The organism is Winogradskyella sp. PE311 (assembly GCF_046545555.1).
In the GTDB taxonomy this organism is placed as follows: Bacteria; Bacteroidota; Bacteroidia; order Flavobacteriales; family Flavobacteriaceae; genus Winogradskyella.
The window spans coordinates 2042929-2064862 of sequence record NZ_JBHZTH010000001.1 but is presented as its reverse complement, the minus strand read 5'-3'; the positions used below and the strand labels follow the sequence as shown (position 1 = coordinate 2064862).

The following is a 21934-nucleotide window of genomic DNA, read 5'->3' as shown; positions in this document are numbered from 1 at the left end:
AGTGAACTACGACGGAAAAATATTTAAACCCATACAGACAACTAAAAATAGTGAAACTACTAATGACACAGTTTTTAGATATAAACAAGGAGGCAATATTTTAACCTCAGAGTATTTTGGTGGTTCAATTAAAAAAGGGCAACTCATTGGCATTGTTTCTGAAGACGGAACCATAGAAATACGCTATCAGCAGGTGAATTTTAATAATGAATTAATGACAGGAGTCTGTATTTCTAAACCCGAATTTTTACCAAACGGAAAAATTAGACTTCACGAAAAATGGAAATGGACTTCAGGAGATCACTCCGAAGGTGAATCTTTACTAGAAGAGCAATAAATTTACCCCAATATTCTAACTAACAACTCCTTAAGTAAATCTCCTTGAGGTACAGCATTAGAACCAACACCCTTACTTTTTACATCAAACTCTCTAAGTAATCCTATAACAGCACTTACTTTACGCATTGGATAATTACGAGCAGCTGTCAAATACTCATTTACAAAATATGGGTTAACTCTTAGTGCAGAAGCGACACTTCTCGGATTCTTATCAGACATTCCATGTAGGTGTAATAACTGAGAAAAGAAATTAAAAAGTAACGCTACAGTAACCACCATAGGATTATCCTTTGGGTTATCTGCAAAATACTTTGCAATTTGATGCACCTTTACCACATTCCGCTCACCTAAAGCTTTTCGCAATTCAAAATTATTAAAGTCTTTGCTTATTCCTATATTTTCTTCAATATGTTCAGGCGTAATTTGTGTACCTTTTGGTAATACAATTTTCAGTTTATTTAGTTCGTTGTTAACTTTACTTAAATCTGTTCCTAAAAACTCTACAAGCATCTGTGATGCTTTAGGAGAAATATCATAACCTTGTCCTTTTAAAACTCTTCTTATCCAATCTGGCACCTGATTTTCATAAAGTTTTTTGCTTTCAAAAACAAGCCCGCCATTTTTATTTATCGCTTTATATAGTGCCTTACGTTTGTCTAGTTTTTTATATTTATAATTTATCACTAAGACCGTAGTAGGTTGTGGATTCTCGGCATATTTAGCAAGTTTCTCAATGGATCTGCTCAGATCTTGTGCTTCTTTAACGATAACAACTTGCCGTTCTGCCATCATAGGATAACGTTTAGAGTTACTCACAATATCATCAATACTGACATCGCGACCGTAAAGTACCATTTGATTAAAACCCTTTTCGGCGTCATCTAAAATATTATTTTCAATGTAATCAGAAATCTTATCAATATAATACCCTTCCTCACCCATTAAAAAGTAAATAGGCTTTAGATCTCCTTGTTTTATTGCTGCAACTAATTGTTTTACGTCGTCCAATCTATTAAATTGTTTGCCTGAGTGATATTATAATTTTAATTTTGTGTAGTGCAAGAACTCAACTTTCCAAAGTTTGAATACCGTTTCAAAAGTACAGAAAATAAAGTTTCTATATTTGATGTGATTCGGAAAAAATTCATCATTCTTCAGCCAGAAGAATGGGTAAGACAGCACTGTATTCATTATCTCATAAATCAAAAGAAATATCCGAAATCGTTAATAAATGTAGAAAAAGAATTAACTATAAATGGTTTAAAGAAACGTTATGATATCGTTATTTTTAACTCTGATGGATCTATTTATTTAATTGTTGAATGTAAATCGCACTCAATACGAATAAATCAAGATACTTTTGACCAAATTGCACGTTACAATTTAGTATTAAACGCAAATTTATTAATGGTTACTAATGGTTTAAATCATTATTATTGCCAAATGGATACAGTAAAAGAAGAGTATTCTTTCTTAGAAGATATACCAAATTATAGTTTAAAATAAATGTATAAGACACAAGACATCGCAGTTGTTATTTTAAATTGGAATGGTATTGAATTACTAAAACAATTTTTACCAAAAGTTTTGGAGCATTCTGGTGATGCACACATATATGTTGCTGATAATGCCTCAACAGATGACTCTGTTAATTTTGTCTCTAAAAATTTTTCAACCGTAAAAATAATTCAGAATTCTCAAAATGGTGGCTATGCTGAAGGTTATAATGATGCGCTACAAGTAGTTGACGAACCTTTACTTTGCTTACTAAATAGTGATATTGAAGTAACTGAAAATTGGCTGTTTGCTATAATAGAGGCCTTTAATTCTGAAGAAAATACAGCTATCATTCAACCAAAGATATTAGATTTTAAAAATAAGACAACATTTGAATATGCTGGTGCTGCAGGTGGTTTTATAGATAAGTATGGCTACCCGTATTGTAGAGGGCGAATTTTTGATACTATAGAGGAAGACAAAGGGCAGTACAATGATATAATAGATATTTTTTGGGCTTCAGGTGCCTGTTTTTTTATAAAAAATAATGTTTTTAATCAATTAAAAGGATTTGATGCGTCTTACTTTGCTCATATGGAAGAAATTGATTTGTGCTGGAGGGCATTTAACGCAAATTATAAAACAAAATATGTCGGATTTTCAACAGTGTATCATGTTGGTGGTGCTACCCTTAGTAATACAAGTGCAAAAAAAACCTATCTTAACTTTAGAAACAGTTTATTCACTTTAGTAAAAAACACAGACTCTAAAGTGTTTATAAGAACTGTTTTTAGAATGATACTCGACGGAATCGCAGCCTTAAGATTTTTAATACAATTAAAACCTAAATATTTCTTAGCCATTTTAAAAGCTCATGCTTCTTTTTATAAAAACTTAGCTACTATTATTAGTGCTCGCAAAGAGTTTCCTAAACGAGGAAATTATGCTGAAACTGATTCTATCGTTTGGTCTTATTTTATTAAGAAGAGAACAAAATTTTAATTGTTTATAAAACTGTTAAAATTTTTGTTAATCCATGTTCTACAAGCTTTTCTTTTATATAATTTTGGTATGTTATTAGTTATTAAATAAAAACTAGAATTCAGATTATGAAAAAATTAATGTTATTAGGTGTTTGTTCAATGTTGTTAGCGTCTTGCGTATCGAAGAAAGATTATCTTGCACTTGAAGCTGAGCAAAAAGAAACACAAGATTTATTAAATAGTGCTACTATAAAGTTAAACAAATGTCTTTCTGATGCATCTGCAGCAAATGCCAGAGTTGAAGCTATGAAAGAACAATTAGCTGATATGCGTAAAAGTAATGATGCGTTAATTAAAAACTCACAAGATTTAACAGAATTGACGAGCAAAGGTGCAACAAACTTAGAAAAATCTTTAGAAAGTCTAAGAGAGAGTAATTTAAAAATCACGCGTTTACAAGATGCTTTAACACGCAAAGATAGTGTGACTTTAGCCATTGTAACTAGTCTTAAAAAAGAAGTTGGCATCAACGATTCTGATATAGAAATTAATGTAGAAAAAGGAGTAGTGTTTATTTCTATTGCAGATAAATTATTATTTCAGAGTGGTAGTTATAACGTAACGGAAAGAGCTAATGAAATTTTAGGTAAGGTTGCAAAAGTAATTAATAGTAAGCCAAATTTTGAAGCTATGGTTGAGTCTCATACTGATAATGTATCTTACAGTAAGCCACCATTAATAGACAACTGGGATTTAAGTGTAAAACGTGCAACTTCTGTAGTTAGAGTTTTAGAAAAATTAGGAGTCAATTCTCAACAGTTAATTGCCGCTGGTCGCAGTTCTTACGTGCCTTTAGTAGAAAATGACACAGCAGAAAATAGAGCTAAAAATAGACGTACTCGTATTGTTGTATTACCAAAAATAGATCAGTTCTACGAAATGGTTGAAGAAGAAATGAAAAACCTTTCTGCTGGAAATTAATGTTGAGCAGAATTTAATATAGGAAAGCCCAATGCGACGCATTGGGCTTTTTACATTCTAAATTATTATTGTTTTTACCTTTAATTTTGAGTCGTTATCATTAAGCCTTAACACTTTAATTTCTTTTTCCTCATTTGATTTTCCATAGTTTCTATAGATCGTGACTTTTAAACTCGTAGGTCCTGTGATTTTTTGAACTCTGTCAGAATAATAGTCTACAGAAATTTCATAACTACCTTTTTGTGCTTTTCTAATCAAAAAGCTTTCTGGACCATAACCTTCTGTCATATCCTCTGATAGCCTCCCTCCATATTTAGAGGTTTCTTTTCCATAATAAATAATCTCTGAAGCTGGATTCTTAATATACAAATCTATATCTGTTTCTCCATGATTCCAATCCATTACCACTCTAATATCTGTTTCTATTGGTTTAAACTTATTTCTTAAACCTTTAAGTCCTTTTACTTTTTTAGAATTTACTAAATGACATAACTCTACATAAGCAATTTGTTCAATGCCATAGAAGTTTTCATTGGTGTCTTTTTCTAGTACCTCGCCATCTATAATTTTCAAAAATAATTCGAGAGCGCGATTGTATTGTCCATTAGCCTCATATGCTAAAGCCAAATCCCTGTAAGACTGAGGGTGCTCTGGTCTTAATTCTAATACAGCTTTAAAAACATATGCTGCTAAATCATATTTTTTATACTGTTCAAGTTTATAACCTAATGCTCTAATTAGTTCGTGATTATCTAAGTCAATCTCTATGAGGTTTGTAGCGACTCTTAGAGCTAATTTGATATTATTTTTTGCTTCAAAAAATTCAGCAACATCCAAAAAGAAAGACGGTGTATTTCTATAATTTTTTCTAATTTTTAAATAGGCACTATAAGCTTCCGCATCATTGTCTTGTTCATTTAAATACTCTAAATAAGTTGAACTTCCGTTCCATGGCTTCAGTGTTGTTTTGTCTAAAATTTTTTCATTTAAAAGATTTATTGCCTCACTTTTTTCTTCTAAGCCTTTTTTGGTAGTGATTACTACTACTCCATTTGCTCCTCTATTACCATAAATTGCTACAGCAGTATTGTCCTTTATAACATTTATAGAGTTTATATCATTTGGGTTTATTGATTTAAAACTAACTTCATTAACAAGAGCCCCATCCACAATAAATAATGGTTCAGAATTACTGTTAATTGATGCGACACCACGTAACCTAACAATAGAATTACCACCTGGTTGTCCAGAATTTGAGGTAATATTTAATCCTGCAACTTGGCCACTTAAGGTTTGTACAAAGCTTGCATTGGGTCTATTTTCTATAGTTTCGGCAGTTACACTTACAGAGGCTACGCGCGTTGTCGCTTTGCGTAAAGTTTGATATCCTACTACAACAACCTCGTCTAAAGTTGAAGCATCTTCACTTAATACTATATCTAAATTGCGATTGGAGTTTAGAGTAAACTCTCTATTTATATATCCAATATATGAGAATACTAAGGTTTCGTTTGGTTGTGCATTTATAGTAAAATTACCATCGAAGTCTGTTTGAGCACCTCTATTGGTTCCTTTCACAACTACGGATGCGCCAGGTAGTGGTAAACCATCAGTAGATGCTACAATGGTTCCATTAACGATTCTTTTTGTTGTATCTATAAATATTGTTGCAATAGTTCGCGTAGGTTCAGCGTTGTTTTGATTATTATTATTTACTGCTGTTTGTGTATTACGAGTTTCTTGTTGTGTGTTTGCAATGCTATTAGTTCTAACAATTTGTTTAGATCTTTTTTCTTTGACTTTTTCTAAACTAAAATCTTTATTATACCATTCTCTTAAAGCATCATAGTCAAACTGAAGATCTTCTTTTCTAGAAGCTAAATCATCTAAAATTCGTTGTTGTCTAATTTTAGATTGTGATAATCTTCGATTATAATCATCCAACAATTCTGATGGTGGCTCGATTTTATAACGCACATAATCTTCTATTCTATCTAAAACAATCATAGAAGTGTAAGGTGAAATTAAATGATGCCTTACAGCTAACTCAATAATTTTAGCTTTGTTCGTCTGTTTATCTTTTATTAAATACTTTAATTTATTCTTTGCCCATAATCTTCGCGTAGTCTCTGAATTTGAAGATGAAGACATATCAACTTTTATACGCTCAGTAATCTCATTATTATACCCAAATAATAATTCTATTGGACTTTCATCAACATATTTTCCACTAATATTAAAATCTTCATTAATTGGTGTTTTTGGTTTTGGATATACTTCAAAAACACTATTTTGATCTTCTATACCCAAAAAGCGAAAAGTTTCATGCTTCAATATACTCAAGGCAGATTTACTATTTAGGCTTTTTAAGTTTATATAATTCCCATTATTATTAGTCGAAAGGGTTTCTAGCAACTGATGATTTGAAGAACTCATTGAATTTACACAATATAGATTCGTCTTTCTTTTTAGGTTTAAATCACCTAAATTGTGCAGGCCATCAGAAAACAAAATTACTTCATCTGTTTTAGGACTTAATTCATTAAAAGATGTACCTCCATCGTATCTAATAGCTCTTAGACTATTCACTAATTCAGTTGAATTACCATTTTTTATTATAAAACTCTTTTTGTCTATTATCGTATTACTAAAAACAATTAAATCTAATTTTACATTACCTAGATATTTTAAATACTTAGCAACTAATTTTAACTCCTCTTCTAACATTTTGAATTGCATTGAATAAGAAGCGTCCCACAAAATTGTAATAGAATTAGGTTTTTCTTTTATTCGAGATTTAGGAACAAAAGTTTTATTTATATGAAAGAACTCTTTATATGTCTGCAAGGAGAATACATCTTTTACCGGAACAATTATTTTTAAGTCTCTATTTAAGCTTACCGATTCAGTTTCATAATGTGCCGCAAATATCTGACCTCTTTTTATAAATTTAAAATCATCACTAAAGCTTTCAGTTATTATGGGTAATATACTTGGGTCATTACTTTTTACGTCAATCTCAAAATGATTAAGTAATTTATTTAAACCAAAAGGAATATGAAATTGATATTTACCATCACTTACTAATAGGTTCTGCTCATACGTAACAACTATTCTTTTATAGCCTTTAGCCGGTATTGGATATACTCGAGCTTTATAATTATTACCTTGCGTTTGTTCTAGAAGTGCAGGGTCAATACGTTGTTTAATCGTATTTTCGTAGGCGACTCTAGCTAATTCTTTCTCTACTACTACTGCAGATCTTAATTTCCCATTTAAATCCATAGCAAAATGAGAAACACTTTGTCCTTCTGCTAAAGGAAATGCCAATTCGCCTTCTAAAATTCTATTTAACCCATTATAAAATGTCATATCGTATGTTACCGTTGCATAACTTCCAGAAATTTCTGCATTAACTTTTAGTTCGTATAAACTTAATTTCGAATTATCTTTTACGGTAACAGATGGGAAATTTTGAGCAAAAGATTGAAATGATATTGCAATGAGTAAAATGTGTATTATATGTTTCATAATATATAAGTTTAATGATTATTAGTTTTTAATTACTGCAATGATTTCAGGCAGTAAGGCAATAGCCGTTAATACCACAGCGTTACTTTTTGCTTTGGGTTCTACTTTAGATGCTGTTACTTCTGTTGCTGTAATAGTAGATGTGCGGTTAGGAATTCTTATCATTACAACTGAGTTATCAGCGTCTTCAACAAAATTCTCCTTTGCAAATTCATAGGCGAGTTCTATACCATCCTCTTCAAAAGATTTGACACTAGACTTAGGATGCTCAATAGCATAAAGAAGTTTTTTAATATTTGTTGCTTCTACCTGAGAAAGTGCAACACCGTTAAAATTAGAATATGCTACAATACTTATTAAGTCCTCTTCCGTAACACGTTTAGATAATAACTTAAAAGCTTGTTTTAAAATAACGCTATCTTCTATATTAAATTTATCACTATAGGTTTCAATAAGAAATACAATATTTTTTGTTTCAGTAGAATCTGATTGGGTACTATAATGTTCTACAATGAACGTTATAAGATTGTCGAGGGTTACTGACTCTGTTTCAATGTTCTTTTCTTGTGATTGGCATAACATTGATAGCATCAATGTAAATAAAATTGTGGTTACTGTTTTCATAATATTGGCTTTATAGTTGATATAAAACTATATCCAATACCGAAGAAATGAAACTGGTAATGAGTAAACGAAGTGTTTCAATGAGTTAACTACTCAAGAACCGCTTTTATGATTTTATTGCGCTGAATTTTACCGGAAGTGGTTTCGAAGAAATTCTGTAGCGTGTAGATTTTCTTAGGTATTTCAAACTTATCTAAAGTGTGAAGCTCTTTTATAGTAAGCAAAATTTGGTCTACCGACGCTTTAGGATTCTCAATGATAATAATGAGTTTTTCGCCAAGTACGACATCTTTCTCACTTGCAATTATAAAACGTTCATTAATTAATTGTAACAACTTCTCTTCTATTTGCTCTGGAAATAACTTTACACCTCCAGAATTAATAACGTTGTCATAGCGTCCAAGTAGATTAAAACTAATATTAGATTTTAAATCTACTACGTCATTAGTAATTATTTTTTTACTCAATAAATTGGGTGCATCTATAACTAGGCATTGTCTCGCATCAGTTTGAAACGAAATATTACCAAGTGCTCTATATTCTTGATCAGCTTTATTCCCTTTTGAACTTAGTTGTTTAATAGCGACATGCGTGGCGGTTTCTGTCATACCATATGTTGCGAAAAAACTAGAAGTTTTAGAACTAATTTTATCTAGTAAGGGTTGATTTAATTTAGAGCCACCAACAATTATAGTTTGTATATTGCTTATCTGATTAATCGTATGTTCTAATTGAAGCGGTACCATTGCCGAAAAATCATAGTGCTTATTACAATCAAATAAAGGATGTGCACTTGGTTGTACTAAATCAATGGCTAGTCCAAGAACTAAAGCACGTACTAACATCATTTTACCTGCTATGTAATGATTTGGCAAACAATGTAAGGCTGTATAACCAGGTTTTAAACCAAAAAAATTACCTGTTGCTATGGCAGAATTAACCATAGCTTGTTTTCTTAATTTTATAGATTTAGGTTTTCCTGTAGATCCAGAAGTATTAACTTCTATGTACTCTTTTTCATTAAACCAATCTAATAAAAAATTACCAGTAACTTTTTCGTAGGCTTCTCCTTCTTTTATAAAACTATAGGCAACTTCATTTAGCTCTTCAGAATTATAATGATTTCCATTTAGCTTAAATCTATTATGTACTTTATAGTACTTAGGAGTCATTTATTCAATTATTTTATAATCTTCTTTTGGAGGAGGTGTTACTTTTCCAAACAGCTTATCTTTCCAGTTGGTCCAACCATATTTCTTTGACAGTAACAATAATAACAAAGGATAAACGATTAGTACAGGTAACACTATTTCTGATACTGCCATTTTCTCAGGATCTGCTGTGTAAGTTAATAAAGCATCTGTCTGCAATGCTGACCAATCAGATGTAACCAATAAAGCGGTAAACATGTTATTTGCAGCGTGGAAACCTAAAGCTAATTCTAGGCCATCATCCATTAATGTCATTATACCAAGTACCAATCCTGTTCCTATATAAAATACCATCATTATAGGTCCTAATTTATCAACTTCTGGATTAAACCCATGTAATAAACCGAAACCAATTGAAGTGATTAATAATGGCACCCATCTATTTTTAACTAAAACACCTATACCTTGCATTAGATATCCTCTAAAGAGATATTCCTCAAAACTCGTTTGTAATGGAATAAAAAGTATAACTATTATACATAAAATAATAAATGGCTGTACGTTTAGGTTATAAACGTAGTCTTCTGGTGCTAAATAAAAGGAAAGGAAAGTTGTGCCTACCGAAAAAATTCCCCAAATGATAAATATGAACCAAAACCTATTCCAATCGATTTTTTTTCTTGCCGTTGTTAAATGCAAAAATGATTGTTTATGTAAAACTTTCGATGAAAGAATGACTCCAAGCAGTCCAGATACAAACGTAATTAGCATTAAAAACAGAAATAGATTCTTTCCTAATAATGAAGACATTTGAGTAATGTCTGTTGCATCAGCAAGACTTGTGCCGTTCGCCATCTTAATACCAAGGGCAATCATCAAAGGAATTGCACCAATAATTTGCCAAAAACTAAAGATTATTATGGTACCTACTAAATATCTCCAACCATCATGTAACACATTATAGGTTTGTTGTATATAATTCATAATTATAAATTAAAATTCCAATGTTGTTTTATATCGTATTGCAAAGTACCATTTTTTACAATTAAAGGCGAATCAAAATTATTAGTGTATAAGCCACCAGTACCTAATCCTTGTGGTAACGCATTTTTTAGTATGTATGTCCATTGTGCAATAGCATTTAATCCTATGTTACTTTCTAAGGCGCTGGTAATCCACCATTTTATGTTTTGTTGTTCTGCTAAATCTATCCACTGTTGACTTCCTCTAAAACCACCAACCAAACTAGGTTTTAAAATAATATATTGTGGTTTAATAACTTGGAGTAGTTTCTGTTTATCATCGTTTTCGAAAACTCCAATTAACTCTTCATCTAAGGCAATTGGTAAAGGTGTTACTTCGCATAACTTAGCCATTTCATTAAATTGCTTTGGTTTTAGAGGCTGTTCAATAGAATGTAATTGGTACTCCGAAAGACGTTTCAATTTCTCTAAGGCATCTTCTTTTGAAAATGCACCATTGGCATCGACACGTAATTCAATATCTGAAACAGAAAACTCTGTTCTAATAGACTTTAAAATATCTAATTCTGTTTTAAAATCTATAGCTCCAATTTTTAGTTTTATACAATCAAAACCAGCATTAATCTTTTCTTTGATTTGCTTTTGCATAAATTCCGCATTTCCCATCCATACTAAACCATTGATTGGAATGTTATCTGCACCTTCTGTAAAATGAGATGGAAATAATTCAAACTTATTTTCGCTTTCTAAAGACTTAAAAGCAGTTTCTAATCCGAATTGAATACTAGGAAACTCCTTAAGTGCATTTATTAAGGTTTCTAAACCTAATTCTATATGCTCGCATACCCATTTAAGTTTGTGTTCATAATCTGGTCTATCATCAATAGATAAACCTCTAAGAATTCCACATTCGCCAACACCAAATTTATCATCATTTTTAATGATTATAAACCATGTTTCTTTAGTGGTCATAATACCTCTAGAAGTGCCACTAGGTCTTTTAAAGTTTAGTAGATACTTTCGGTAGCTAGCTTTTATCATATTAAATTTTGTGATGCATGCTAAACTGAAGCTGACCTTTACCCCAAGTTACAGTCTTTTGATTCATCCATCCTAATTGAAATCGGATATTAGAATTTAATACATAACCCATTCCTAAATAAGTACGATTTCTATCAAAAATCTGTACCGTCCTTCCTTCACCAATATCAGTTCCTCCATTAATAAAAAGCTCGTTATAAAGAGCAATATAAATTGCCTTCGGGCTGAGTTCTTTGCTGTTTAGTGGAATATTTAAAAATAGATTGTAACGGTAACGTGTTCTAAAATCCTGATTTTCGACAAAACGTTGTTCGTATCTAAATCGATGAGTTAAATAAAATCGACTTCCTAATTTCTGTGGAATTAAAGCTTCTTGATAAATACGACTTTCACTAGAAGTATCATCACTTTCTCCAAATTGTCCTGTTGTAATATTTCCATAACCCAAAGTAAACTTTACAGGTGCATTTTTTGGAGAATATGTAATACCAGAACGCAATAAAAGCTGTTCCATATCACCTAACCCTTGCCAATCTCTATACTGAAAATCTCCTTGAAATCCCCATTGACTATCTTTAAATTGGTGACTAAAAAAATACATATACCAAGCTCCAGTTTGGGATTCGTCAACCTGCGAAAAAGCATTACTAACAGTAAAACATAGTATTAGGACGAAAAGTTTGAGCTTCATAATTATCGATTTCAAAATTAAAATATAAAAATACGTAACTACCATTTTTTAGACGAGTAATTCTCTTAAAAAATCCTATTTTTAAAGAAAAACTAATGCCAGACTTTCCTAATATTATCCTTTATGCTATTCCGCTTTTTATAATAGCGATGTTATTAGAATTATATGTTACATTTAAACAAGGCGTAAATACTTATGAAAGCAAAGATGCTTTTTCTTCAATTGCTATGGGATTGGGAAATGTAGTTTTAGGTTTTGTAAGTAAAGCATTAGTTCTATTGGTCTTCTTTTGGGTTTATGATAGGTTTAGAGTATTTACGCTACCTGTAGCTTGGTGGTCATTTCTATTATTATTCTTTTTAGATGATTTTGCTTACTATTGGTTTCATAGAATCTCTCACCAATGTAGATTATTTTGGGCATCTCATGTGGTTCATCATTCATCTGAACATTACAATTTAAGTACAGCACTAAGACAAACTTGGTCTGGTGGTTTTTACACGTTCATCTTTTGGTTATGGTTGCCACTCCTTGGTTTTCATCCTGCAATGATTTTATTACAAATGTCTATTAGTCTATTATATCAATTTTGGATACATACGGAAGCTATAAATAAAATGCCAAAATGGTTTGAAGCCGTTTTTAATACACCATCACATCATCGTGTGCATCATGGTAGTAACCCCATTTATTTAGATAGGAATCACGCTGGGATTTTAATTATATGGGACAAGTTTTTTAGAACATTTCAGCCAGAATTAGACCACGAAAAAGTTATTTATGGGTTGGTAGAAAATATTAAAACATACAATCCGATTAAAATTGCCTTTATAGAATGGTTTAGAATGTTTAAAGACGTCTTAACAGGAAGCAAGTCTTTAAAAAACCGTTTATTATATTTTATTAAATCGCCTGGCTGGAAACATGATGGCACTGGTAAAGTGTCTGAAGATTTGCGGAATGAATGGATGAACTCAAAAAACTAATACAAGATGTTTAAAAATAAAGTGATATGGATAACTGGTGCATCGAGCGGTATAGGTAAAGCGCTTGCTCTAGAGTTATCTAATAAAGATTGTAAACTCATTTTATCGTCGCGCAGAGAAGAGGTACTAAACGAAGTGAAATTACAATGTGTTGAGCCTAAAAATATTGCTATTCTGCCATTAGATTTAGCAAACTACAGAGAAATGAAAGTTATTGCAGATAATGCCATATCATGTTTTGGTAAAATTGATATTTTGATAAATAATGGCGGTATAAGTCAACGCTCACCAATTATTGAAACGTCTATTGAAGTTGATAAAAAACTGATGGAAGTAGATTATTTAGGCACTGTAGCACTTTCTAAAGCTGTATTACCACATTTTATACAAAATCAAACTGGTCAATATGTCGTAGTAACCAGTCTCATGGGAAAATTCAGTTCTCCTTTAAGATCTGCCTATTGTGGTGCAAAACATGCATTACATGGTTTTTTTGATGCATTGCGATTAGAACACGCTAAGGATAACATTAAAGTTACAATTATTTGTCCAGGTTTTGTAAATACAAACGTAGCTAGAAATGCTTTAACCGCAGATGGTAGCGTTCAAGGCTATCAAGATGAAATGACAGAAAACGGATTAGATGTCAAAATCTTTGTAAAACGTATGATTAAAGCCATACGAAAAGAAAAGTTTGAAGCTTATATTGGTAATTTTGAAAAATTTGGTGTGTATGTAAAACGTTTATCACCAAGATTAATTCATAAGCTAGTTATGCGAAGTAAAGTCCGATAGTTAGGCAATATTAAACTTTTAACTAAGCATCATTATTGTACTTTCATGTTTACGGTACAATTCCCGTTAAGAAACTAAAACCTCTTAAACCTAAATAAGCTTAGAATTATTCTAAAATCATAAATTGTCTCTTCTTCCGACCGCTACTCATCATTATAAATGTTTCGTTTTGATAAGTTCCGTAGAAAGGTAAATAAAATGTTTTACCCTTATTATCTTGAATTTTACTGTAAACCACTTCACCAGAATTGTTATACACTATATCGTAAAGTGATGAAGACTCAAACCAACCTTTAGAAACCTTGGTTCTTCCATCTTTCTTTTCTAAAAGATTTTTACCCGAATTTAATAAAACATGCAATTCGTCATTCTTAACAAAGGCATTATAAGATGGAGATGTAGCTCTTTTAAAAATACTTCTACCCCATTCTAAATCACCTTCCGCACCAAATTTTAGTATCAGTATATCATCATAATGATAAACTGTCTGCCAATACCCACCATTCATACCATTATTAACATATGTCTGAGTAATGTAAAACTCTTCTGCTAGTAAGTAAGAATTTCCTTGAGAATCTTCTAATATATAGTCTATATAAAAATTAGTAAGCTCCTTACCCTTTTTCTTTGATCCTTTCTTTTGACCAAACAAATCCTCGTAAACATCTAAAGGCAATTTATAATTTGTTTTGCTAGAAACTGAAAAACTTTCTGAGTTAATAATAAAATTACAACCACCTTTAATTTTACCCGTTCTCTTTTCTGAATAAAAACCTATAAGGTGCAACTCATTACCAGTAGTTGTAATATTTAAATTTTGTATATGCTGATCTGCCAAGTTAATTTCGATCTCTTTATTGTCATCTTTAGAAATTTTATTTAGTATAAAACTATAATTAGCCTCTCCTTTTTTCTTTTCTCTTTTACCTTCCTTGTACAATTTACCTAACACAAAAACTTCAGCAGCTTCATTAACCCAAATATCGTTATGTTTAAAATATTTTTCTTTATGCTTTTGATAACTTTTTGTGTATAACAAGTCTAATGTAGTGGCATCAAAAACACGGATTGCATAATCATTTACATCTTTATAAATATTGTCTGTTGCCATTGCTAAGTACGTTCCGTCTGGCGAGATGCTAAAACTAGTTTGTCTATCATTTCGATTAAAAAACAGATACCTTTTCTTGGCAACAGTCACTTCAAATAACTTCTTTTTAGTATGATTACCTGTTTCTATATTAAAAATGTGGCAATAAACTTCACGCTCCTTAGCCTTGGGTGAAAAGACAGTAAATACTTTTATTTCATTTCCATAAACGACTTCACCAACATAAGTTTCTTTTTTACTACTTTCAATAATAGAAGAATGCGTTTTTTGAAGACTTTTATCAAAAACGTCAAATAAAATATCGCGTTTACTTTCTCTAATTATACCTGTTAATCCATTTTGAGTAGTATGAATTGTCATAATACCACGTGCCTTTTCTTTATCTTTATATTCAGCACTTTCCTTAACACTTAATGTAGATGTTTGGCTATAACTAAGTGAAAATATTGTAAATAAAATAAACGTGATAAGATGTTTCATTTGTTTGATTTAAAAGTATGAATAGAAATATTAAAAAATAACGTCTTAGTATAGTATATATCCTACACCCAAAAGAAGAGAAAATAAAAAGGTAGATAAGGCTAGCATTTTTAATTGGCTATCAAAATCGTTAGGTTGTTTTGCAATTCTTATTTTTTGAATATGTATTAAAAGAGGAATAAAAGCTATGAGATATAAAAAGTTATAAGGCTCAACATAATACAGTATTGAAAACACAATAGCACATAGCATACCACCTATAATTAAAAAGAAATGATAGCCTTTAGCCCGCTCAATACCTAATTTTACTGCTAAAGTAATTTTACCAACCTTTTTATCAGCATCAAGATCGCGCATATTGTTTAGGTTTAACACACCTACGCTTAATAAGCCTAAAGTAATTGCTGGTAAAATAATAAAATGATCTATCCGAAGTGTATAAAGAAAGTAACTACCTATTGAGCTTAATAATCCGAAAAAGACAAAAACAAAAATATCTCCTAATGCCTTATAGCCATAAGGAGAATCTCCCATTGTATAATTAAGAGCTGCATAAACTGATAAGCCACCAAGAATAATAAAAAGTAATAAAAAGAGAGAATTAGTAGAACCAAAAGCTCCCCAAATTAAGGCTAATGATAAAATAATAACTATTACAATATTTAACTTTATTGCCTCCATCATACGCTCGGGTGTAATTTCACCACTTTGAATTGCGCGTTCTGGACCAACTCTATCTTCATTATCTGTACCTTTTACTCCATCTCCGTAATCGTTGGCAAGATTAGATAACACCTGCAAACTAATTGTTGTAAGAATTGCTAATACAAAAGTCCATGGATCGAAACGACCATTATAATAAGCAAAACAAGTTCCTATTATGATACCCGAAACTGAAAGAGGTAATGTTCTAAGGCGCATGGCAGAAAGCCATGGTTTAATTTTTTTCATGCAAAACTCATTAGATTAAGGTATCCATTTCTTCGGAAAATTAGGTTTCCTTTTTTCTAAAAAGGCATCTCTACCCTCTTTTGCTTCGTCTGTCATATAAGCCAATCTAGTAGCCTCTCCTGCAAAAACTTGCTGTCCAACCATACCATCATCGGTAAGATTCATAGCAAATTTTAGCATTTTAATTGAAGTTGGTGACTTAGCTAATATTTCTTGTGCCCACTCATAGGCAGTAGCTTCTAATTCGGCATGCGGAATAACAGCATTCACCATTCCCATATCATATGCTTCTTGAGCCGAATAATTTCTTCCTAAAAAAAAGATTTCTCTAGCTTTTTTCTGACCAACCATTTTTGCTAAATATGCAGAACCGTATCCTCCATCAAAACTAGTAACATCAGCGTCTGTCTGCTTAAAGATAGCATGTTCTTTACTGGCCAAAGTTAAATCGCAAACCACGTGCAAACTATGACCTCCACCAACAGCCCATCCTGGTACAACCGCAATTACTGCCTTAGGCATAAAACGAATAAGGCGTTGCACCTCTAGAATATTCAAGCGATGGTATCCATCTTCACCAACATAACCTTGATGACCTCTCGCTTTTTGATCTCCACCAGAACAAAAGCTCCATATACCATCCTTAGATGACGGCCCATCCGCACTTAAAAGCACCACACCAATATTAACATCTTCATTGGCATCATAAAATGCATCATATAGTTCTGATGTTGTTTTCGGTCTAAAAGCATTTCTTATATCTGGTCGGTTGAATGCTATCCTAGCAACACCATTACATTTATGATACGTTATATCTTCATAAGACTTGGCAACTTTCCAATCTATAAGACTCATATTTTAAAAAATTTTGAAACAAAAATAAGGAATTAAAAGTATGGGGTGAAGGTAAACTTCAACATCTTTAAGTGATATTTAAAGATCTAAAATGTGATAGCAAACGTATAAACCATTAGCCTTTAAATATTTATGTGACCTATCCATAATTATTGTTTCTTATAAATGCTTAAGGGAAAGCAAAAATTTTAGCTATAATTAAATATTCTTAGAAAATGAGCATTGTAAATACAGAGCTAGCTCCACAGATTATAAAGCAAACCACCTCTGATGTTGGTGTTGTGCATTATTTTAACCATGTCGCTGTTGTCGAATTTAATGAAGGCTCTCATATTGACATTATTTCTGGTAGAAAAATATTAACAGATATTATATCATATTTCGGAAACGCAAAAGTCTTTGGTGTTGTTTCAAACAGAATCAACTCTTATTCCGTTTCTACCTTAGATATTAAAGATGTTAGACAAGCGTTACCCAATTTAGCTGCTTATGGCATAGTAAGTTACAATGAAGCTGGAAGAATGAGTGCGCAAATAGAAAGCGCATTCTGCTTACGTAAAGACATTTGTTTTAATGATTTATACGAAGGTCTCGATACTGTTTATCAGCGCGTAAAAGATAAAATGGGACTATCACTAAACTAATCTAATACCATCAGATTCTATGGTAATTAAGCGTTCTTTATAAAGCGATCCAATAGCCTTTTTATAACTCTTTTTACTCATTTGCATTTGCTCCTTAATTGCTTCGGGATCCGATTTATCGTGCAGTGGTATAAAGCCGTTATTATCTTGTAATTCATTTAAAACATGCTCAGCGTTAGGCTCTATGTTTCTATAGCCAATTTGATTTAACGAAATATCGAGTTTATTATCGTTACGAACTTTCTTAATAATCCCCTTTAAGCGATCACCAATACTAATATCCTTAAAAATATCGTCATTAAAAATTAATCCAGAATGCATATTATTTACAATGACATTCATTCCTATATCTGATGGATGGGAAACAATTAAATCAACCTCATCAAACTGAGCTACAGTCAATTCTTTATTATCTAAAAAACTATTGGTTTTGCTTGATGCAACAAGACGCTCCGTTTCATCATCTAAATAACAATGCACTAAATACCAACCACCAGATTTCATTTTAAAAGCTTGTTCTTTAAAAGGGCAGAATAACTCTTTAACTAGTCCCCAATCTAAAAACGCACCAAAATTAGTCACTTGGTTGCATCTTAGCAATGCAAAGTCACCTTTTTTAATGTAAGGTTTGTCAGTTGTTGCAACTGGTCGCTCTTCATTATCTAAATAAACAAAAACCTCTATTTTATCACCAATATCAAAAACCTTTGGGACATAACGATTAGGAAGCAACACTTCTCCATCAGCTCCATCACCAAGAAATAATCCTGGTTCTGTATCTCTTAATATTTCTAATGTGTTGTATTCTCCTAAATATATCATTCTACAAAGGTATTGATATTACTGAGATATTGAAACGAATTATTGAGATACTAAAACACGTTTAGCATAAAAGAAAAAGCGCTATAATAATTAATTATAACGCTTATCTATCTTTAAAAGTCATCTACTAATAAACAGATGATTTTTTGAAATGAACACATAATAAATAGTATACTACTGCTCTATATTTATTTCTGTTAGACTGTCCGTAGGTATCCATTACAGATGCTATCGCTTTGTCTAAATCAGCACTATCTTTTAATCCTAATTTTTTGATTAAATAGTTGTTTTTTACCGTTGCTAATTCTTTTGGATCAGAACCAGAAACTGTAGAAGAATCTGCATTATAAATTGAAGGACCTAAACCAACAGTTACTTTAGTTAATAAATCCATGTCTGCGTTAACACCACATTTGTCTTTTAAGTCTGCAGCATACTTTGCGATTAAGTCGTCTCTTTTACTCATTGTATTAGTTTTTAGATTAAAATTGTTTACTCCCTAAAGGTAAGTATTTTTTAGACACGTAAAAAGTGAAACCGTCACATCTTAATGACAAGTCTACTTTATAAACTCAAAATAATTTAGTAAAATCTCGTCATTTTCTCTAGAAGGTGTAAAAACCTCTAAAAGTTTTGGCCGTTTTGCGCTAGAATAAAAAGAGCCTAAGGCAGCGCTTAAGGCAGTTTCATCTTTAGCTTCATGATATTCAAAACCATACATGTTGCAAAGTTGTTTTGCTGTTAAATGATGCTTAGTTTCAAAATATGTGTCAAAATTATCTGTGTTCTTATGACCTGGTAAAATTCTAAAAATTCCACCTCCTTCATTATTTAAAACAATAATTCTAAAAGTATCTGGTATATAATTATTCCATAAAGCATTACTGTCGTAAAAGAAACTTAAATCTCCTGTTATAAAAGTGGTTCTTTGTGTATTTATAATTGAAGCTCCTATAGCTGTGCTTGTACTTCCATCAATACCACTTGTTCCTCTATTACAAAACACATTTATATCTTTTCTTAACTGAAATAACTGCGTGTATCTAATTCCCGAACTATTACCAACTTGTAATTGACTTTGTTTAGGTATTGATTTTATAACTGCATTAAATACAGTAAAATCTGAATATGGTATAGTTTCTAAATAAGCACTATGTCCTTTTCTTCGCTTTTGCCTAACAGCTAACCAATTTGATTTATAGTCGCTTTTAGTATGGTGTGTTACCAGTGGTAAAAACTCCGAAAGAAATGTATTAATTGATAGTTTAATATGTTTCTCTAAGCAAAAAAACGTGTCGTTCGCTCTAAATAAATCTACATGCCAATGATGCTTTGGTTTATAATTTCGAAGAAATACTTTAATCTTTTTTGAAACAACTAATCCACCAAAAGTTAATAATATATCTGGCTGAAGTGCAATAAATTTAGCCTCATCTAAAGGTGCTATAATTTTATCTATACCCGGAAAAAAATCTGGATGGTGTAAATTCGATGTCGTTTCTGTAAAAACAATAAGACTATCATCATCTGCTAGTTCTTGCAACAATCCTTCTTCAATAGAATTTGGTTGAAGTACACCTACTAAAATCATTTTTCTTTTTGCAGTATGCCAAATATCGAGACAGCTTTTAATTTCAAAATCATCTATTTTCTCTGTTCGACTTTTTAAATTAAACGGTTTTGGATTAATTGTTAAAGCATCAACGGTCTGATAAAGTGGCTCATCAAATGGAATATTAATATGAACTGGACCTAAACTGAGTTTAGATATAGTCAAGGCTTCATGAATCTCTGATTCATTATACGTCTGAATATCTTTCTGAAGCCCAAGAAAATACTCTAATTTGTTCTCAATACTTTTAAAAATTGGAAGCTCTTTCTCCTTGTCGTTCTTCACTTTATTTTTTAAGTCTAACTTTAAGTTAGCACTATATAAAACATGATCGCCATAAACGTTTTTTTGTTTTATAGTTTGGCCATCCCCAATATCTACTAAATGTTTTGGACGATCTGCGGATAAAACCACTAGAGGTATGTTACTATAATACGCTTCTGCAATAGCTGGATAATAATTTAACAGCGCACTACCAGATGTGCATACTAAGGCCACTGGTTCTTGTATTTGCTGCGCAATACCCAATGCAAAAAAAGCAGCACAACGCTCATCTACGATACTATAACTCTCAAAAAACTCATCGTGAGTAAAACCAATAGTTAGTGGTGCATTTCTGCTACCAGGAGATATAACAATATGCTTAATATTATGGGTTTTACATAATGTTACTACGGTTTGTGATAAGGGAATTTTAGAATACTTCATCTATTGACAAAGATAAGAAATATCCCTAATTTTAATCTAGTACATTATTTATTGTTTTGGTTTTGTTTACAGTTTCATCCCATTCTTTTTCAGCAATAGAGTCTTTAGTAATACCTCCACCAACATAAATAATTGCCATGTTATCTTTAAATTGCATACAGCGCAAATTGACGTAAAAATTAGAATAACCTTTCACTAAAGCATAAGCGCTATTCTCTACATTACGTTTATTGGTATTTCTTGTTTTAGTTTGCTTTAAATTAAGCTCACCTAAGAAACCTGTATAATATTGGCGCTTATAGTTTTCATTTTTAAGAATAAAATCTTTTGCTAATTGTTTAGGGAAACCGCAAACAGCTGGTGTTGGGTGTAAGGTTTTTATAACTGATATTAATTCTACATCACTCTTTATTCTACTCCTAATATAAGTTTTTAAATGAAGTAAATTACCTGCTTTTACAGTTTCAACATCAGATATATTTACTGCACTAGACAATGGGCTAACTTGTGTTTTAATATAATCTGTAACTATTTGTTGCTCCTCATATTCTTTGTGAGTCCATGAGACTTGTTTATTTGAATTATATGGTTGTGTGCCTGCTAGAGAGATTGTAGTGAGTTGCTTCCCATCTACCTTAAAAAGTAATTCTGGTGTGGCACCTAGCCATAAACCTACCTTTGGGTGATACCAACAATATACCATAGCATTCTTGTAGGTATTAAATAAACGTTTGAAAACTTCTAAGGGTTTTTTAGAATCTGTGGTCTTTACAACTTCTCTAGATAAGACTACCTTATCTAGATTCGTACTTTTAATAGTTTCAATACCCTTAGAAACTAAATCTATATGATCTAGCTTCTGTTTATTTTTAATTTCTGTTATTACTATTTCAGTCTCTAATTTTAAATTAGATATTTCTAAGGTATGATGCTCACAATTTTCCTGTGGTAATAAAATACTTTCTGTACTTAAATCGAAAGGTGAAAAAACAAAACCACTTTCTGTAAAATTAGCTGTCGTATGTAATTTGTTATCCTTCTGCAGCCAACACTTAATGATAGAATTTATTGGTCTGCTATAAACCACAAAGGGTAATTTGTTAGCATACTGCGCATCTAAAATTTTAAAAAATGAATCTACATTCATTT

The 21934-nt window shown here is 31.5% G+C and carries 21 protein-coding genes; 7 read left to right on the top strand and 14 right to left on the bottom strand.

Annotation, left to right across the window (positions count from 1 at the left end; translation table 11 throughout):
- Nucleotide 1 precedes the first annotated feature (1 nt).
- Nucleotides 2-337, top strand: a complete 336-nt coding sequence (locus tag ACFWU4_RS09005) for a n-acetylglutamate synthase (protein WP_411126977.1) — start codon at nt 2-4, stop codon at nt 335-337.
- A 2-nt stretch (nt 338-339) separates the two neighbouring features.
- Here the strand turns inward: ACFWU4_RS09005 and holA are convergent, their stop codons facing one another.
- A complete protein-coding gene (gene holA, locus ACFWU4_RS09000; RefSeq protein WP_411126975.1) occupies nt 340-1347 on the bottom strand; it encodes a DNA polymerase III subunit delta in 1008 nt (335 codons plus the stop codon).
- Between the two features lie 48 nt (nt 1348-1395).
- Here holA and ACFWU4_RS08995 point away from each other — a divergent pair, with 48 nt between their 5' ends.
- The 3 genes from ACFWU4_RS08995 (at nt 1396) to ACFWU4_RS08985 (ending at nt 3800) form a co-directional block, all read left to right on the top strand.
- Nucleotides 1396-1845, top strand: coding sequence for a type I restriction enzyme HsdR N-terminal domain-containing protein (locus ACFWU4_RS08995; protein ID WP_411126973.1), 450 nt, complete (start codon nt 1396-1398; stop codon nt 1843-1845).
- Nucleotides 1846-2838, top strand: coding sequence for a glycosyltransferase family 2 protein (locus ACFWU4_RS08990; protein ID WP_411126971.1), 993 nt, complete (start codon nt 1846-1848; stop codon nt 2836-2838).
- A 107-nt stretch (nt 2839-2945) separates the two neighbouring features.
- Entirely contained in the window at nt 2946-3800 is an 855-nt protein-coding gene (locus tag ACFWU4_RS08985) for a flagellar motor protein MotB (protein WP_411126969.1), read from the top strand.
- Nucleotides 3801-3857: 57 nt separating this feature from the next.
- Here ACFWU4_RS08985 and ACFWU4_RS08980 read toward each other — a convergent pair whose 3' ends face one another.
- From ACFWU4_RS08980 to ACFWU4_RS08955, 6 genes are all read right to left on the bottom strand, one after another.
- The gene (locus tag ACFWU4_RS08980; protein ID WP_411126967.1) at nt 3858-7331 is read right to left on the bottom strand and encodes a VIT domain-containing protein; all 3474 of its coding nucleotides are present in this window, start codon (nt 7329-7331) and stop codon (nt 3858-3860) included.
- 21 nt (nt 7332-7352) lie between these two features.
- The gene (locus tag ACFWU4_RS08975; protein ID WP_411126965.1) at nt 7353-7955 is read right to left on the bottom strand and encodes a hypothetical protein; all 603 of its coding nucleotides are present in this window, start codon (nt 7953-7955) and stop codon (nt 7353-7355) included.
- Between the two features lie 89 nt (nt 7956-8044).
- A complete protein-coding gene (locus ACFWU4_RS08970) occupies nt 8045-9127 on the bottom strand; it encodes an AMP-binding protein (RefSeq protein ID WP_411126963.1) in 1083 nt (360 codons plus the stop codon).
- On the bottom strand, nt 9128-10090 hold the full coding sequence (locus ACFWU4_RS08965) for a CPBP family intramembrane glutamic endopeptidase (protein ID WP_411126961.1): 963 nt from the start codon (nt 10088-10090) through the stop codon (nt 9128-9130).
- Between the two features lie 2 nt (nt 10091-10092).
- On the bottom strand, nt 10093-11127 hold the full coding sequence (locus ACFWU4_RS08960) for an o-succinylbenzoate synthase (RefSeq protein WP_411127247.1): 1035 nt from the start codon (nt 11125-11127) through the stop codon (nt 10093-10095).
- Between the two features lie 4 nt (nt 11128-11131).
- The gene (locus tag ACFWU4_RS08955) at nt 11132-11821 is read right to left on the bottom strand and encodes a DUF2490 domain-containing protein (RefSeq protein ID WP_411126959.1); all 690 of its coding nucleotides are present in this window, start codon (nt 11819-11821) and stop codon (nt 11132-11134) included.
- 95 nt (nt 11822-11916) lie between these two features.
- Here ACFWU4_RS08955 and ACFWU4_RS08950 point away from each other — a divergent pair, with 95 nt between their 5' ends.
- Nucleotides 11917-12807 (top strand): sterol desaturase family protein, encoded by an 891-nt coding sequence (locus ACFWU4_RS08950; protein WP_411126957.1) that lies wholly within the window; start codon nt 11917-11919, stop codon nt 12805-12807.
- A gap of 6 nt (nt 12808-12813) precedes the next feature.
- Nucleotides 12814-13602 carry an SDR family oxidoreductase gene (locus ACFWU4_RS08945; RefSeq protein ID WP_411126955.1) on the top strand — a complete coding sequence of 263 codons (789 nt, stop codon included), beginning with the start codon at nt 12814-12816 and terminating at the stop codon, nt 13600-13602.
- Nucleotides 13603-13708: 106 nt separating this feature from the next.
- Here ACFWU4_RS08945 and ACFWU4_RS08940 read toward each other — a convergent pair whose 3' ends face one another.
- Genes ACFWU4_RS08940 through ACFWU4_RS08930 form a run of 3 tightly spaced genes read right to left on the bottom strand, consistent with a single transcriptional unit; the run spans nt 13709 to nt 16999 of the window.
- Nucleotides 13709-15193 carry a hypothetical protein gene (locus tag ACFWU4_RS08940; protein WP_411126953.1) on the bottom strand — a complete coding sequence of 495 codons (1485 nt, stop codon included), beginning with the start codon at nt 15191-15193 and terminating at the stop codon, nt 13709-13711.
- A gap of 45 nt (nt 15194-15238) precedes the next feature.
- Nucleotides 15239-16144, bottom strand: coding sequence for a 1,4-dihydroxy-2-naphthoate octaprenyltransferase (menA, locus tag ACFWU4_RS08935; protein ID WP_411126951.1), 906 nt, complete (start codon nt 16142-16144; stop codon nt 15239-15241).
- 15 nt (nt 16145-16159) lie between these two features.
- On the bottom strand, nt 16160-16999 hold the full coding sequence (locus tag ACFWU4_RS08930) for a 1,4-dihydroxy-2-naphthoyl-CoA synthase (RefSeq protein ID WP_411126949.1): 840 nt from the start codon (nt 16997-16999) through the stop codon (nt 16160-16162).
- Between the two features lie 215 nt (nt 17000-17214).
- Here ACFWU4_RS08930 and ACFWU4_RS08925 point away from each other — a divergent pair, with 215 nt between their 5' ends.
- Nucleotides 17215-17643: a hypothetical protein gene (locus tag ACFWU4_RS08925; RefSeq protein ID WP_411126947.1), complete on the top strand. Its 429-nt coding sequence runs from the start codon at nt 17215-17217 to the stop codon at nt 17641-17643.
- Here the strand turns inward: ACFWU4_RS08925 and ACFWU4_RS08920 are convergent.
- The 4 genes from ACFWU4_RS08920 to ACFWU4_RS08905 form a co-directional block, all read right to left on the bottom strand.
- Nucleotides 17635-18465, bottom strand: coding sequence for a S1 RNA-binding domain-containing protein (locus tag ACFWU4_RS08920; protein ID WP_411126945.1), 831 nt, complete (start codon nt 18463-18465; stop codon nt 17635-17637). The two genes, ACFWU4_RS08925 and ACFWU4_RS08920, sit on opposite strands and share 9 nt — an antisense overlap.
- A gap of 127 nt (nt 18466-18592) precedes the next feature.
- Nucleotides 18593-18931 (bottom strand): DUF2853 family protein, encoded by a 339-nt coding sequence (locus ACFWU4_RS08915; RefSeq protein WP_411126943.1) that lies wholly within the window; start codon nt 18929-18931, stop codon nt 18593-18595.
- A 93-nt stretch (nt 18932-19024) separates the two neighbouring features.
- A complete protein-coding gene (gene menD, locus ACFWU4_RS08910) occupies nt 19025-20785 on the bottom strand; it encodes a 2-succinyl-5-enolpyruvyl-6-hydroxy-3-cyclohexene-1-carboxylic-acid synthase (protein WP_411126941.1) in 1761 nt (586 codons plus the stop codon).
- Between the two features lie 31 nt (nt 20786-20816).
- Nucleotides 20817-21932, bottom strand: a complete 1116-nt coding sequence (locus ACFWU4_RS08905) for a chorismate-binding protein (RefSeq protein WP_411126939.1) — start codon at nt 21930-21932, stop codon at nt 20817-20819.
- Nucleotides 21933-21934: the final 2 nt, after the last annotated feature.

What these genes read in the sequence shown, in the direction of transcription:
- ACFWU4_RS08975 (WP_411126965.1), bottom strand. Translation starts at nt 7,955, where the DNA reads ATGAAAACAGTAACCACAATTTTATTTACATTGATGCTATCAATGTTA.
- ACFWU4_RS08990 (WP_411126971.1), top strand. Translation starts at nt 1,846, where the DNA reads ATGTATAAGACACAAGACATCGCAGTTGTTATTTTAAATTGGAATGGT.
- ACFWU4_RS08940 (WP_411126953.1), bottom strand. Translation starts at nt 15,193, where the DNA reads ATGAAACATCTTATCACGTTTATTTTATTTACAATATTTTCACTTAGT.
- ACFWU4_RS08920 (WP_411126945.1), bottom strand. Translation starts at nt 18,465, where the DNA reads ATGATATATTTAGGAGAATACAACACATTAGAAATATTAAGAGATACA.
- ACFWU4_RS08945 (WP_411126955.1), top strand. Translation starts at nt 12,814, where the DNA reads ATGTTTAAAAATAAAGTGATATGGATAACTGGTGCATCGAGCGGTATA.
- menA (WP_411126951.1), bottom strand. Translation starts at nt 16,144, where the DNA reads ATGAAAAAAATTAAACCATGGCTTTCTGCCATGCGCCTTAGAACATTA.
- ACFWU4_RS08955 (WP_411126959.1), bottom strand. Translation starts at nt 11,821, where the DNA reads ATGAAGCTCAAACTTTTCGTCCTAATACTATGTTTTACTGTTAGTAAT.
- ACFWU4_RS08980 (WP_411126967.1), bottom strand. Translation starts at nt 7,331, where the DNA reads ATGAAACATATAATACACATTTTACTCATTGCAATATCATTTCAATCT.
- ACFWU4_RS08965 (WP_411126961.1), bottom strand. Translation starts at nt 10,090, where the DNA reads ATGAATTATATACAACAAACCTATAATGTGTTACATGATGGTTGGAGA.
- ACFWU4_RS08970 (WP_411126963.1), bottom strand. Translation starts at nt 9,127, where the DNA reads ATGACTCCTAAGTACTATAAAGTACATAATAGATTTAAGCTAAATGGA.
- ACFWU4_RS08985 (WP_411126969.1), top strand. Translation starts at nt 2,946, where the DNA reads ATGAAAAAATTAATGTTATTAGGTGTTTGTTCAATGTTGTTAGCGTCT.
- ACFWU4_RS08915 (WP_411126943.1), bottom strand. Translation starts at nt 18,931, where the DNA reads ATGAGTAAAAGAGACGACTTAATCGCAAAGTATGCTGCAGACTTAAAA.
- ACFWU4_RS08930 (WP_411126949.1), bottom strand. Translation starts at nt 16,999, where the DNA reads ATGAGTCTTATAGATTGGAAAGTTGCCAAGTCTTATGAAGATATAACG.
- ACFWU4_RS08950 (WP_411126957.1), top strand. Translation starts at nt 11,917, where the DNA reads ATGCCAGACTTTCCTAATATTATCCTTTATGCTATTCCGCTTTTTATA.
- ACFWU4_RS08925 (WP_411126947.1), top strand. Translation starts at nt 17,215, where the DNA reads ATGAGCATTGTAAATACAGAGCTAGCTCCACAGATTATAAAGCAAACC.
- menD (WP_411126941.1), bottom strand. Translation starts at nt 20,785, where the DNA reads ATGAAGTATTCTAAAATTCCCTTATCACAAACCGTAGTAACATTATGT.
- ACFWU4_RS08905 (WP_411126939.1), bottom strand. Translation starts at nt 21,932, where the DNA reads ATGAATGTAGATTCATTTTTTAAAATTTTAGATGCGCAGTATGCTAAC.